The organism is Mesorhizobium sp. WSM3879 (assembly GCF_002294915.1).
Taxonomy (GTDB): domain Bacteria; phylum Pseudomonadota; class Alphaproteobacteria; order Rhizobiales; family Rhizobiaceae; genus Mesorhizobium.
This window is the reverse complement of sequence record NZ_NSFZ01000013.1, coordinates 19,394-32,833: the sequence shown is the minus strand read 5'-3', so window position 1 is coordinate 32,833 and position 13,440 is coordinate 19,394. Positions and strand designations below refer to the sequence as shown.

15 protein-coding genes are annotated in these 13,440 nt (G+C 63.2%); 2 read left to right on the top strand and 13 right to left on the bottom strand.

All coding sequences use genetic code 11. The features are described 5' to 3' along the window. Positions 1-29: 29 nt before the first annotated feature. The 12 genes from CK218_RS24300 to CK218_RS24245 form a co-directional block, all read right to left on the bottom strand. Positions 30-446 carry a c-type cytochrome gene (locus tag CK218_RS24300; RefSeq protein WP_066993840.1) on the bottom strand — a complete coding sequence of 139 codons (417 nt, stop codon included), beginning with the start codon at positions 444-446 and terminating at the stop codon, positions 30-32. Further along, the gene (locus CK218_RS24295; protein ID WP_095777401.1) at positions 427-1,305 is read right to left on the bottom strand and encodes a cytochrome c oxidase assembly protein; all 879 of its coding nucleotides are present in this window, start codon (positions 1,303-1,305) and stop codon (positions 427-429) included. Before CK218_RS24295 ends, CK218_RS24300 begins: the two co-directional genes overlap by 20 nt. Continuing rightward, positions 1,302-1,643: a hypothetical protein gene (locus tag CK218_RS24290; RefSeq protein WP_095826018.1), complete on the bottom strand. Its 342-nt coding sequence runs from the start codon at positions 1,641-1,643 to the stop codon at positions 1,302-1,304. Before CK218_RS24290 ends, CK218_RS24295 begins: the two co-directional genes overlap by 4 nt. After that, positions 1,643-2,248, bottom strand: a complete 606-nt coding sequence (locus CK218_RS24285) for a cytochrome c oxidase subunit 3 (RefSeq protein WP_095829146.1) — start codon at positions 2,246-2,248, stop codon at positions 1,643-1,645. Before CK218_RS24285 ends, CK218_RS24290 begins: the two co-directional genes overlap by 1 nt. Next, complete coding sequence (gene ctaD / locus CK218_RS24280) at positions 2,245-4,221, bottom strand: cytochrome c oxidase subunit I (protein WP_095829145.1); 1,977 nt, start codon at positions 4,219-4,221, stop codon at positions 2,245-2,247. The genes CK218_RS24285 and ctaD overlap by 4 nt, the downstream gene beginning before the upstream one ends. Continuing rightward, entirely contained in the window at positions 4,218-5,231 is a 1,014-nt protein-coding gene (gene coxB, locus CK218_RS24275; RefSeq protein ID WP_245435180.1) for a cytochrome c oxidase subunit II, read from the bottom strand. The genes ctaD and coxB overlap by 4 nt, the downstream gene beginning before the upstream one ends. Next, positions 5,228-5,761 carry a c-type cytochrome gene (locus CK218_RS24270; protein WP_095829144.1) on the bottom strand — a complete coding sequence of 178 codons (534 nt, stop codon included), beginning with the start codon at positions 5,759-5,761 and terminating at the stop codon, positions 5,228-5,230. Before CK218_RS24270 ends, coxB begins: the two co-directional genes overlap by 4 nt. Next, positions 5,758-6,558, bottom strand: coding sequence for a substrate-binding domain-containing protein (locus CK218_RS24265; protein ID WP_245435178.1), 801 nt, complete (start codon positions 6,556-6,558; stop codon positions 5,758-5,760). Before CK218_RS24265 ends, CK218_RS24270 begins: the two co-directional genes overlap by 4 nt. A 49-nt stretch (positions 6,559-6,607) precedes the next feature. Then, a complete protein-coding gene (locus tag CK218_RS24260; protein WP_245435177.1) occupies positions 6,608-8,359 on the bottom strand; it encodes a methanol/ethanol family PQQ-dependent dehydrogenase in 1,752 nt (583 codons plus the stop codon). A gap of 125 nt (positions 8,360-8,484) precedes the next feature. Further along, positions 8,485-9,267 carry a heme-binding protein gene (locus tag CK218_RS24255; protein ID WP_245435176.1) on the bottom strand — a complete coding sequence of 261 codons (783 nt, stop codon included), beginning with the start codon at positions 9,265-9,267 and terminating at the stop codon, positions 8,485-8,487. Between the two features lie 462 nt (positions 9,268-9,729). After that, positions 9,730-10,134: a DUF982 domain-containing protein gene (locus tag CK218_RS24250; protein ID WP_095782978.1), complete on the bottom strand. Its 405-nt coding sequence runs from the start codon at positions 10,132-10,134 to the stop codon at positions 9,730-9,732. 242 nt (positions 10,135-10,376) lie between these two features. Further along, positions 10,377-11,627 carry a phospholipase D-like domain-containing protein gene (locus tag CK218_RS24245; protein WP_245435175.1) on the bottom strand — a complete coding sequence of 417 codons (1,251 nt, stop codon included), beginning with the start codon at positions 11,625-11,627 and terminating at the stop codon, positions 10,377-10,379. A 367-nt stretch (positions 11,628-11,994) separates the two neighbouring features. Between CK218_RS24245 and CK218_RS24235 the strand changes: the two genes are divergently transcribed. Both CK218_RS24235 and CK218_RS24230 read left to right on the top strand, forming a co-directional pair. Continuing rightward, complete coding sequence (locus tag CK218_RS24235) at positions 11,995-12,345, top strand: DUF768 domain-containing protein (protein WP_095777394.1); 351 nt, start codon at positions 11,995-11,997, stop codon at positions 12,343-12,345. Then, positions 12,326-12,613 carry a hypothetical protein gene (locus CK218_RS24230; RefSeq protein ID WP_066993818.1) on the top strand — a complete coding sequence of 96 codons (288 nt, stop codon included), beginning with the start codon at positions 12,326-12,328 and terminating at the stop codon, positions 12,611-12,613. Before CK218_RS24235 ends, CK218_RS24230 begins: the two co-directional genes overlap by 20 nt. A 28-nt stretch (positions 12,614-12,641) precedes the next feature. Here CK218_RS24230 and xth read toward each other — a convergent pair whose 3' ends face one another. After that, positions 12,642-13,430: an exodeoxyribonuclease III gene (gene xth / locus CK218_RS24225; protein WP_095829140.1), complete on the bottom strand. Its 789-nt coding sequence runs from the start codon at positions 13,428-13,430 to the stop codon at positions 12,642-12,644. Positions 13,431-13,440 lie beyond the last annotated feature (10 nt).

Genomic DNA, 13,440 nt, shown 5'->3' with positions numbered 1-13,440 from the left:
AGCCCGGGTTCCGACGCGGCGGGGTTCAATCATTTCAAAGCATAGAGATAGGCCGCGATATCACGCGCCTGCTGCTCGGTGATCCTCGTCGATGGCATGGCGGTGTGCGGATTAATCTCTCTGGCGCCGCGTATCCAGCGGATCAGGTTCTCCGGATTGTTCGCCAGCACGCCGCCGATAATGACCCGGCCGGCGAGGCTGGCGTCGAGGCGCGGGCCGACCTGACCTTGCGCGCCCGGCACGCCAGGGATCGTATGGCAGCCGGAGCAGCCGTTCGCGGTCATGATCGGAATGGCGCGCGCGCCCACGCCGCCGGTTGCCGCATCCGACTCGTGCCGGACACGATCACGCCGGTCGGCCCATAGGGCCACGGCGGCGACGGCTACGGCAACTACGATCATGGCGGCGAGGGCGCCGGCGATCAGTCTAGCCAGATCGGAGCGCATGCGTCGCCTCCCTGGTTCCGCTCTTGCTTATCCAGAGGCCGGCGAGCAGCAAAGCGGCTCCGCCATAGATCAGGCCAGCCGGAACCCACATCACCAGACCCGCAAGCTGCTGGTCCTCGATCGGGCTTAAACCCCACAGCGCTGCGCCACCGGCATTTTCCGGATACCAGAGTTTGGGCGACAGCAGCAGCAGCACGCCGAGCAGGCCGGTGTGCATCGAGGTGAAGAAGAGATGCATGACAGCGCTGCCATAGGCCTGCTGCCGACCGGAACGGGGCAGAAGCGCCCACCAGAACAGCAAGGCAGTGCCGAGGAAGCTCGCATGCTGGGTATAGTGCAGCACGCCCCGCTGCAGGGCTGCCTCGAACAGGAACGGGATGTGCCAGATCCAGATGGCGATCGCGTGGATGATTGTTGCGTTGAGAGGGCGGCTGGCGAAGGCCCAGACCGCCTGCAGCATCTTGCCATGCGTGAGCCTTCCCGTTCTCTGCCGAAACGCGACCGGTAATGCCCATACCAGGGCCGCGCCGGGGCGGGCTGCAACCAGCAGCGGAGCCGCCAGCGCCATAAGCAGCTCGTGCTCGATCATGTGAGCGGCAAAGACCCGCTCGCCGAGCGCATGGATCGGGCTGACCAGCGCTCCCGTCAGCACGCACCACCCTGCGGCGAACAGCAAGGTTTGTCGTATCCGCTCTGGTCGGCCTCGGCTGCTGCGGCGCCACAGCCGGTTGGCGCCGGTCGCATAGACCAGCGCGAGCGCAGCCAGCGGAAGCGTGATGGGAAGGGCAAGCGTCCACCCGGCCTCGGGCGCGCCGGCGCCGTAGCAGATCGAGGTCGAGAAGAACGCCTCGAAGCTCATCGCAGGCACTCGTCGAGGATGAGCGCGGCGCTGGCCTGCATGACGATGACGAGGGCAAACAGCAAAGCCGAAAGCATGCCGAGATCGGCGATGAATCGCTCGGTGCTGCGTGTACGCTCCGGTTTGAAGGCGGCGCCGCCTTGCCGCTTCGCCTGCCACGACAGGACGCCGCCGAGGAGCGAAAACACCATGAGCACCAGTGCGACGGGAAGCACCACCGGGACCTGGCGATTACATTGCCAGGGCACCAGCGCGTAATTCAGCTGCGTAGAGATGGCCCAGGCCAGAGGCCCCGACACAAGACCACCCCAGGACGTTCCCAAACGCAGCGCGCGCATCAGCCTAGCCTCGGGACCCAGTAGATGAGCAGATAGATCGGGATCCAGGTCAAGACCACGAAATCCCAGTAGAAGACGTTGTCGCCGACGTCGCCGAAACGCCGGCCGCTATAGGCGTGGCGCGTGAACATCAGCACTGTCAGAACGATCGTGTCGCCGACATCGGTGATCAGATGGATGGTGTGCAGGCCGAGCAGCACCCAGAGCATCGAGCCATAAGCGTTGGTGTCCCAATAGATGTTCAGGGCCGGAAACTCGAACCAGCGCACGATGAGCGGCGCGCTGCCGAGCAGCGACATCACCACCATGCCGATCCGCACCGGCCCGATGGCGCATTGCTTGGCGTAGCGGTTGAGGAGGTGGTTTGGCACCAGGCTGACGATGAGAAGCAGCGTCACGATCGTTCCCGGCCAATGGTTGGGCTCCGGGACGCTCAGACGCCAGTTGGGCCACAAGGTCGCCAGATACAGATAAGCGCCGGCCGCCAGCGCAAAGCCCATTCCTTCCAACGCCATGAAACCGAGCGTACCCCACCAGGTCGGGCTGCGCGGACCAAGCCCGAAGCTTGGCAGGCCCGACAGATCGGCGGCGGGACGCTGCTTCATTCCTCGTCCTCCGGCGTATCTTTCGGCCAGAACCAGCCGATCAGGGTGATCGCGATCGGCGCGGCGCCCCAGACGATCGCCCAGGGCGTGAAGATCGAATACAGAAAGGTGCCGCCGACAGCGATCGCAGCGAACAAGGGCCAGATCGACGGCGTCGCCGATTTCTCGCGGATATCGGGATGCGCTTCCGCCACCGTCGAGATGAGGAGCTCGCGCACATCGACGCGAAGGCCGGTGGCGACGGGAAGGGCCTCGCGTTCGGCCCAGAGCGGCTCGACATTCGTGACGATTGGAATGCGCGCGAAATTATAGCTTGGAGGCGGCGAAGACGTGGCCCATTCCAGCGTGCCGGCATCCCAGGGATTGTCGCCGGCCGGCGCGCCTTTCAAGGCGCCATGCACGAGGTTGAAGGTGAACAGCACGAAGCTCAGGAAGAAGAGCACCGCGCCGCCGGTGATGAACAGGTTGATGTTCCCCCAGCCAAGCTCGGCCGGATAGGTATAGACCCTGCGCGGCATGCCCCACAGGCCGACAAGGTGCATCGGGAAGAAGGCCGCGTTGAAGCCGATGAAGGCCAGCCAGAAATGCCAGCGTCCGAGGCGCTCGCTCATCATGCGGCCGGTGATCTTGGGGAACCAGAAATAGGCGGCACCCAGCAGTGGGAAAACCGAGCCGCCGATCAGCACATAGTGGAAATGCGCGACGACGAAATAGGTGTCGTGCACCTGCAGGTCGAGCGGCACCGAGGCCAGCATGACACCGGTGAGACCGCCAATGACGAAGATGAAGAAGAAACCGAAGACGAAGAGCAACGGCGTGCGGATCACCGGTCTGCCGTCCCACAAGGTCGCCAACCAGCAAAAGATCTGCACGCCGTTGGGAATGGCGATCAACATGCTGGATGCCGTGAAGAAGCTTGCACCGAGCTTCGGCAATCCCGTCGCGAACATGTGGTGGACCCAGAGACCGAACGACAGGAAGCCGACCGCGATCAACGACAGGACCAGCCCGAGATAGCCGAACGCCGGTCTTCGAGCGAAAGCGGGAATGATCGCGGAGACCATGCCTGTCGCCGGCAGGAAGATGATGTAGACCTCGGGGTGACCGAAAAACCAGAACAGGTGCTGGAACAGCAGGGCGTCGCCGCCCTCCGCTGGATTGAAAATATGCGTTCCGACCAGTCGGTCGAGGATCAGGAAGGTCGAGGTGATCATCACCGCCGGCATGGCGAAGACGACGACGAATGAGGTCACCAGCAACGCCCAGACATAGAGCGGGATCTTGTCCAGCGACATGCCTGCCGCACGCTGCTTCAATACGGTGACAATGGTCGCGACGGCGACCGCCAGCGATGAGACCTCGGTATAGGTGATCATCTGCGCCCACACGTCGGCGCGCTTGCCGGGACTGAATTCGGGACCTGACAGCGGCACATAGGCGAACCAGCCGACATCCGGCGCCATGGAAAGGGCGAAGGACACCCAGGCGAAGAGACCTCCCGAGACATAAATCCAGTAACTGAACGCGTTCAGGCGCGGAAAGGCGATGTTGCGGCTGCCGACCATCAGCGGCACCAGATAGATGCCGGTCGCCTGCACGATGGGCACGGCAAACAGGAACATCATGGTGACGCCATGCATGGTGAACAGCTGGTTGTAGAGGTCCGGCCCGATCAGGCCGCGTTGCGGTGCCGAAAGCTGGATGCGCATGGCGACGGCGCTCAGCCCGCCCAGGCACAGAAATCCGAATGCCGTGATCAGATAGCGCCTTGCGACGACCTTGTGATCAACGCTGGACAACGCGCCGACGATGCCGGGCGGCGTCCGCCATGTGCGCGCGAGCCAGCGGTGAAGGCTGGCATCGTCCATGCCGGTGTCGCGCGGCCCATCACGTTCGGGGGCAACGTCGCCCTTGGCAGTCGCCTCACGTTCCGGCGGCAGGTCGCGTTCGCTGGCCAGGTCCGCGCTGCTCATTTTAGGCCCTCGAGATAGGCGACGATCGCGTTGAGCTCGTCGCCATTGAGCTCGACCACCGGCATGTGGGAGCCGGGCTTGATGCCTTGCGGATCGGCTATCCAGGCGGCGAGATTGCCGCGGCTCATCGTCAAGGTTCCCGCGGCAAGTGTTTGCCGGCTGGCAATATGGGTGAGATCCGGAGCGACCGTTCCGCCCGCGGGCGTGCCGCCGATCTTGTGGCACATCACGCAGGGACGCTTGAGAAACAAGTCCGCGCCCGCCTTCGCCTCGTCGCCCGTCGGGGCCGCGGCCGGCTGCAGCTGGTCGTTCCACCAGGCGTCGAACTTTGCCCGCGGCTCGGCGATGATAAAGGTGCCCATGTTCGCATGCTGCGCGCCGCAGAACTCGGCGCACTGGCCGCGATAGGTTCCGGGCTTGTCCGCCTTGATATCCAGCACGTTCATGTGACCGGGGACGAGGTCGAGCTTGCCGGCCAGACTTGGGATCCAGAAGGAATGGATCACATCGGTCGAGGTCAGAAGAAGCCGCACCGGCTCGCCGGTGGGGATGTGGATTTCGTTCGCCGTCGTCAGGATGCGGCTCGGCGTGGCATCCTCATAGCGCACCTCCCACCACCACTGGTGCCCGGTCACCCGAATGGTGAGCGCAGCGTTCGAGCCGATTGCCGCAAGCGTCCTGTTGGCCAAGAAGCTGAGCAGGGTCAGCCCGACCAGCGTCGCTGCGGTCAGCCCGACAGCGATGACCACAACGCGCAATTTGCGATGGTCGGCGCTGGCGTCGAGCATCAGCGGCTCGGTGCGCCTGGGTGGCCGCATCAACAGCGGTGCGGCGAGAGCGATCATCACCAGCACCCACACTACCGAGCAAAGCCCTACGAAGAACCAGATCAGCCATGCCAACTCGTTCGCCGCGGGGCCTTTCGGGTCGAGGGCCGATTGCCAGCCCGCGCATCCCTGGAGAGAAAGGACGCTTGCCGCGGCAAACGCCATCGAGGCGAGGCCTTTCACGGCGACTTCCCCAGCGTGGCGGCATCCGGCATGCGGTTTTCCGACGGATGGGGCATCATGTCGTCATTTCGCTGTGGCGCAGCGGAAGAGGGCGCGTTGCCGCTTAGCGAACGCACGAAGGCCGCCAGTTCCCAGATCTGATCGTCGGGGATCTTGTTGCGGAAGCTCGGCATCCCGTTCGGACGTCCGTCGCGGATGGTGGCGTGAATGCCTTCCATCGAGCTGCCATAGATCCACTTCTGGTCCATCAGCGCCGGGCCCATGCCGCCGCCGCCATTGGCGTGGCATCCCGAACAGTTGAACCAGCCGAACAGGCGCTTGCCCTCGCTGAGATGAAAGGCGTTCGCCTCGAAGCTCGCTGCCTTGTTGTTGCTGGGGGAGGGCCTTTGGCCGCCAGGTTCCAGCGTAGTCACGGGCGTCGGCTGCCCGCCGGAGCCGAGCGAAGATTGGGGACGCGTGTCCCGCTCCTCGCGCTGGCATGCCGCCAAGGCAAGCGTCACGGACAGCAGCGTCGCGAAACCCAGCCTCATCGCACCGGGCTCCCGGCGATGTCGAGAAGCGGAACGCCATATTGCGTCAGAACCGCGTCGATCTCGGCCTTGTGCCTGGCGAGCGCGCTATTCACATCGCCGCGCAGTCGATCGTCCTCGCGCCGAACGCCCATCGAGATGTCGTACATCAGCGGCAGTTGCGGTCCATCAATGCGAGGTGTGACCGGCGTGATCCGGAGCGGCACCTTTTGCTTCGTAGCGAAGTAACCGGCGAGCGGGCCCCAGACCACGGCGACGTCGACCTCGCCGCTCGCGACAGCTTCGACGATGCGCGCCACAGGGTTAGGAGCGGAATAGTCTCCGTAGACCGGGTAGCCGACGAGATGTCCGACAAAGCCGCGACGGCCAAGCGCCTGGACCGGCGGCGAATTGGCGCCGTCATCGCCGATGAGCTGAACGCCGATGCGCATGTCGCGCAGCCGTGGATCGTTAAAGGACGTTACGTCCGGCCCATCCTGTCGTGCGACAAAGACGTAGGAGGATCTGTAATAGGGTGAGGTGGTGCGCAGCATTTCGACATTTGCGGGCGTTCCGAGCACCAGATCGCAAAGCCCGGCTTTCAGCGTGTTGCGAACGAAGCCGCGGCGCTGCGCCCACCAGGTGTAGGTAAGCTTGGCGCCAAGGTCGGCCGCAACGATCTCGGCGATCTTGTTCTCGAAGCCTTCGCCGCTGGCGTCGGAGAACGGCATGTTGTTGGGATCGGCGCAGGCGCGGAGTTCCCGCGCATCCGCCGCGCCGGCCAGAACCAGCCAGACCAACGCGACGAGACCGGCCACGAGGGCCCGCAGGGAGGATCTTTTCGCCAGTGCCGTCGGTTTGAATGCATCAAGGCAGTCGGAACACATAGAGCGTGCCTCCCGCCGTTGTCGTGTTTTTCAAGTCCTTCATGGCGTTGACGAAACCGAGCGCAGCAGTGGCATCGCGTGGGTCGAGATCGCCCGAGACGATGGCGCCGGCCCAGCCGCCGACGCCGGACAGGATCGCGACATATTGGTGTCCGTCGGGGCCGCGATAAGTCACCGGCTGGCCGATGATGCCGGAGGAGGTCTTGAACTGCCAAAGCAGTTCGCCGGTCTTCGCGCTGACGGCCTTGAACCAGCCTTCCATGGTTCCGTAGAAGACGATATCGCCGGCGGTTACGACCGCGCCGCTCCATACCGGGAAGTTTTCCTTGAGGCTCCAGGCCGGTTTCTCTGCGGCAATGTCCCAGGCAGTGAAGGCGCCCCGATTGCCGCCGGGGCCTGGGATCATTCGCACGTTCATTCCGACATAGGGCGTGCCGGCGATGTAGTTCACCTCGACGCCTTCCTCGTCCATGCACAGATTGTTGTGCGGGATATAGAGCAGGCCCGTCTTCGGCGAGAAGGCGGAAGGCTGCCAGTCCTTGAGCCCCGAGGCGGTCGGGCAGATGTCGCGGACGACCTTGCCGGTCCCGGTCTTCTTGTCCGGGTTTGCCATCAGCCTGCCCGTCTTGAGATCCACACCCTTGCTGGAGTTGACGGGGCCATAGGGTTTTGCGGACAGGACCTCGCCGGTGGTGCGATCAAGGACGTAGAGATAGCCGTTGCGCTCCGGCCGGACCAGCACCTTGCGCGGCTTGCCCTGCCAGTTCATGTCGAGCAGGATCTGCTCATTGATGCCGTCATAGTCGTGCAGATCGTGCGGCGTCCACTGATAGAACCATTTAGCCGCTCCGGTATCGGGGTCGCGGGCAAAAATGCCCGATGTCCATTTGTTGTCGCCGGGGCGCAGGTCAGGGTTCCAGGGGCCTGGATTGCCGGTGCCGTGGAAGATCAGATCGAGATCGGGATCATAGGAGATCCAGCCCCACATATTGCCGCCCCCGATCTTCCAGGCCTCCGGCGGCCATGTCGTCACACCAAGGTCCTTGCCCTTGTCCATGTCGTAATGCGGCTTGAAATCCGGGCCGATCAGCACCTCCTTGTCGGGACCCGTGCTGAAAGCCGTCCATATGACATGGCCATCGCCGGCGTCGAGCGCCTTGACCCAGCCGCGTACGCCCATCTCGCCGCCCGAATTGCCGACGAGCACTTTGCCCTTCACCACCAGCGGCGCCATGGTGAGGGTCTCGCCGACATTGATGTTGCCGATATGGGTGTTCCAGATCGGCTGGCCGGAGTTCGCATCGAGCGCTATCGTGTGGCCGTCCAGCGTGTTGAAGAAGATGCGCCCGTCGGTGAAGGCGGCGCCGCGATTGACGACGTCGCAGCACGCCACCCCTTGTGCAGCGGGCTCGGGATTGGGTTCGTATTTCCACTTGATCGGTGCGCCAGGTTTGGAGAGGTCGAGCGCGTAGACGATGTTGGGAAACGGCGTCACGATATACATCGTGCTGCCGACCACCAGCGGTGCCGCTTCCTGGCCCTTGTTCACGCCGGTCGAGAAGGTGAAGGCGACCTGCAGGTTCTTGACGTTGCCTGCATTGATTTCCGCGAGCTCGCTATAGCGGGTCGAGGCGTAGTTCTTGGCCGGCATCGTCCATTGGCCGTCGTCGGGCGGGGCGGCGGAGGCAGGCGGCGAGATCGCAGGCGTCGAGGGCGACTCCGAGGCGGCCATCAGAACTGGGGGACAGGCCAGCATCATCGCCCCAACAATGCTTAATCCCGCATATTGCCGCGCAGCCCGGGTAAGGCGAGCGCGTCCGGACTGCGCACACCTCGCCGTCAGCTGTCGCGCTGCCTTCATTTCGGGACCGAGCCTCCGACGCTGGCGCCCAGTTCGGCGGCGATGTCGGCCTCGCGCCCGGCGCAAAGCGGATGACCCCAGCCGGATGCGCTTTTGCCGCCTGGGTCGAGGTCGTAGATGATGGCGTCCTTGCGATTGGGATTGACGCCTGCCGGAACCTTGTCGAGGCCGAGCGCGGCGCGCACGCGCCAGGCGACGTTGTGGTCGGCGCAGGAGGAATCGCCGCTGACTCCAAGGCCTCCGACGATCGCCTTGCCGTCGTACAGGGCCAGGCCTCCGCCGAACACAACCACGCCTCCGATCGGTTTGCCGATCAGCGGGTCATTGGGGCTGCCGAATGTCTTGGCGTCGCCGGCGTAAGCCGCCGCTTGGTTGACGGGGTTGGTGGCCTGCAGGCCGAACAGCGGCCCGCCTGGTTGCACCCCGGCATAAAGATTGGCGGTCGACAGGGCCATATTCGCCAGGCTGAGCCCGTTGGCCGTGTTGGCCTTCTCCGCCGCGACCAGCCGGCTGCCGGGCCATTGCGCGTCCACGGTAGGGCCGCTGAAGGCGACGGCGCAGACCGTACCGTCACGGGCAACGATCGCGGCCCATTCATTGGTCTCGAAGCCGCCATTTGCCGGCCCGCCACTTGCCTTGACATTGGCCTTCAAGACCGACAGCAGTTTGTCGTGATCGGCCGGGCAGGGCGCTTGCGCCCAAGCGGGATCGTACGGCAGCACCGCGATGGCCAAGAGCAGGAGGCCAAGAGCGGCCGACGGACACTGGCGGAAATGCATGGCGCTTCGGAACACCTTGTTCAACGCGGACAACAAGGGAAACAGAAATCTGGCGGCAGAAACTCCGGTCTCGCCGTTCTGCAAGCTGATCCTGCTCTTGCTGCGCGAAACCGAACGGACAACGAGCCCCTTTGTTCCTGCTGCCCAGAAAGGGACTGCAAGAATTGCGTGTGGCAGGTGCATCCATATCGAAGTCCGGCCCAACAGCACCAAGGACCTGGGGGTGCCATCACCGCTCCTGGGAGGCGGCCAGCGTCCCTCGATCGCTGCAGCCGTCAACAGCAGGAGGGTACGCGGCTGCTTGGTTTGCGACATGTGCGGTAGAGGAACCAGCTGTGCCGCCCTGCGTTGGACGGGCAATGGAGCAGCTTCGTTCAGATTTCGCGCCGATCGCACAGCCGGGTTACTGGCTGGCCCTGTTGCTTTTGTTGCTTCCCTATGGGACCGGCGTGTTCTTCCTCATCAGGACGTGCCACTGCCTGTGACTTGATCCGCTGCCTCGGCGGCGTCGAGCTCGAGGCAAGGCGCGCTCGCGCAAATCCCGGTCTGGATCGCCCAGCTGACGAACACTTTCCTGGCCGCGGCGACCGGCCCGCGGCCATCATATGCCGCGCAGCAAGCGTCGCTGGCCAAACCGTGCAGGCGGCACCGCTTCTCGAACGGCCACTCCTCCAGGAATTCGATGGCGTCCATCGCGCAACGGATTTTCCTCACGCCAAATGGCACGTCATCAACAAGGACAGGTTCAGCGAACACATCAGTGCTCATTGCGCCTGGTTCTGCCGCGCCGTGGTCGTGACCATAGTTGTCGCTTTGCCGAGAAATCAAAGCACGCCCAACGGGCTCCCCGAAGACATTTGGGCCCATGACCTTCCTCCGCTTGATGTGCCAATCGCCGGCAGGCCAAACAGATGCTCAGCAAGGTGTTGGGCGATGTGCCGGCGGCGCTGAGGTGAAATATTGGAAGCGCGATTTTCGGCGTCAAGAGCCGCCCCGTGGCGGCCGACCCTGGCTCACCTGGGGTGGGTTGGCAACTCCGCCGATCTGGGTGACGGGCGGCCGAAGAGACAAGCAGCGGCTGGTGTTTTGCGTTCGGCTCCATGGGCTGACTAAAGCTGCGCGTGGAGCGTGCTGGCCAGCCAATCGGTGAACTTTTCGCGCATGGGACGCGATCTCCATTCGGCAAGGCTGATCTGCCTCGAGCGCTTCAGATCTTCGTTGAACAAGTCGATCTGCGTTCGTGCGAATTCCTTGCCATAGACGTTGAGCGTGGCCTCATCGTTCAAACGCAAAGACCGCTGGTCCAGGTTGGTGGAACCGAAGCTCGCCCAGACGTCGTCCACGATCAGCAGTTTGGGGTGATACATCGTGGGCTGAAACTCGTAGATCCGCACCCCGGCCTCGAGCAATTTGCCCCAGAAATAGCGCGAAGCTTTGCGGACGATCGGAACATCCGTCAGGGAATTGGGAACGATCACGTCGACGGCGACGCCTCTTTTTCTGGCGTCCAATATCTGCTGCAGGGCGATGTCGTCCGGGACGAAATAGGCCATGCCGATGCGCAGGTGGTCTTTGGCCGCGGCTATGGCGGCCAGCATCATCAGCTCCATGTTTTCGGAGCCGTTCGGCTGCGAAGAAAGGATCAGCTGGGCACGGAGCGCACCCGCGGCTTCGGGCGGCAGGTAGAAGTTCTCGCCCTGCAACGTCTCGCCCACTGTTTCCAGCCAGTTCTCGGCGAAGGCCGCCTGGAACCCGGGCACAGCAGGCCCTTCGATCTGGTAGTGCGTGTCGCGCCACTCATTGGGGTTGCGCGCATCTCCCAGCCAGTTGTCCGCGATGCCGACCCCGCCTGTGAAGGCGACCCGCCCGTCCACAATGAGCAGCTTGCGATGCGTTCGGTTGTTGACGCGGTCGAGCGTGTACCAGTGGATCGGCCGATAGCGCTCGAACCGAACGCCAGCACTCGTCATGATTTGGATCAGCTTCTCATCGAAGGGAAGACTGCCAAGCCAATCGACGAGCACGCGCACTTCGACACCCTCTCGGGCTTTCGCAGCCAAAGACGTGGCGAACTCGTAGCCGACCGAGCCCGACCAATAGATGTAGGTTTCCATGTTGATGGTCTTTCGGGCCGAACGGATCGCTTGCAGCATGGCGGGAAAAATCTCGTCGCCGTTGACGAGGGTCTGCACGGCGTTCGCCTCGAACATCTGCCCCTGCGAATAGCTGCTCATGCTCCTTGCGAATTGCGGATCTGCCGCATCGAAACGGTGCGGCACGATGGTGCGGATGACACGGGTCTCGGGGGTCAAGTTGATCGCGAGCAACGTGACCAGACTGGTGACAAGCGCGACGGCCAAATACTTGAGGCTGCTGAGCAGCCTCCGCCGGTTCCGACCAAATCTCACCTTTCACGGGCCCGCTGGAGGCGCCAGGGTGGCCGCCCCATACCAATTCAGACTTTGCCGATCGAAAACGACACACAGTGCTGCGTGGGCCAGCAGCACCAGGAATGCGGCGGGACGGGACGATAAAGTGCCGATTGAGGTGAGGAAACTCGTTATCGGGTGATTTGCCATGCTCAAGAACTGTTGATCCTGACGCAGGTTCCAGCCTTGAGCCAGGAGTCTGAAGTGCAAGCCTGAAGCTATAACAACTTTCGACCAACGCCTGCATCCTTCGCAGGCAATCGGCGTTGAAGAAGGATCCTAGAGGGCGGGTTTAGACATGGACACGAAGCCAACTGACGCTGACACGGTTTCCGCTCAGGAACCGGATATCATCGTGAACAAGACCGCACATTTCGTCGGGGAATGGATCGACGAGCACAAGGCGGAAGCCGCAGCTGCAATCCCGGCCGAAATCGCCGCCGAGAAGCTCGCCGAACAATGCATCGCCGATGCCGAAGGCCTGGGAATACTGGCTGAGGATATCGGCGACGAAGTCGGCGATCTCAAGCAATACATCGCGGAAACAGTGCTCGGAGACGAAACTTCCAGCAACGGCAAGATTGAGAGCCCGCCCGATCCGCTCCCGGCGGCGCCGAATGGAGAAACCAATGCCGAAGTTCCGTTTTGAGTTCATCGAAAGTACGGCGCAGCCGGCCATCCAGGTCGACATGGAAAATTTGGATGCCGCCAAGGCCGAGGCGAAACGCGCGGCTAAGGAGGCGATGCTCGATGGGATTGTCGAAGGCGTCGACCCGACATCGTGGGTTACGAGAATCTACGACGAAGCGGGGTATCTGGTCGCCACGATCGGATTCCAGGACCTTGTGGCCGCGCCCCAAGCTGTCGGACAAGCCCACGAACAGACCGATGAGCCCGGCGTGATACGCTCGGGCTGATGCCGCTCCTGGGCAGGCCATCGGAACCTCAGTCGAGCTTTCCAGGCCGGGTCAGCTCGATCCACGCCGGGGCATGATCGCTTGGCCTTTCCAAAGCTCTTACCGCAGCATCGACGCCCGCCCCTCGCAGCCGGTTTGAAAGTGCCGGACTGATCAGGAGATGGTCCATTCGCAGGCCTGAGCTCCGGTCATAACCGCCCCGGTAGGAGAAGTTCCAGTAGGTGTAGACCCCCTTCTCGGGATGGATCTGCCGAACCGCATCCGTCCAGCCCATCTTCAGCAAATCGGCGTAAGCGTCACGACTCTGCGGGAAAAACACTGCATCGCCCAACCAGCGCGCCGGCACCACCGCATCGATGGGGGTTGGCACCACGTTGTAATCGCCGCACAGGACCGTCTCTTCTTTAAGCAAGGTCTGGGAATAGCTGATCAAACGCTGGAACCACGCCAGCTTGTAATCGAATTTAGGGCCAGGCGCGGGATTGCCGTTCGGCAGATAGATGCAGCCGATCACCAGCCCATCCACCTCGGCCTCGATGTAGCGGCTGTGCGTATCGTCCGGGTCGCCTGGCAGTCCGCGCCTGCGCTCCTGCGGCTGTTTCCCACGGGCCAGAATCGCTACGCCGTTGTAAGATTTCTGCCCATGCCAGACGGCGCCGTAACCAGCCTGCCGGATCGCCTCGGCAGGGAACTTCTCATCGGATGTCTTGAGCTCCTGCAGGCAGACGATGTCATAGCCGGTTTCGCCAAGCCATTTCAGGAGGACCGGCAATCGCCCATTGACGCCATTTACGTTGAAAGTAGCGATCCTGGTCATCCGGTTATCT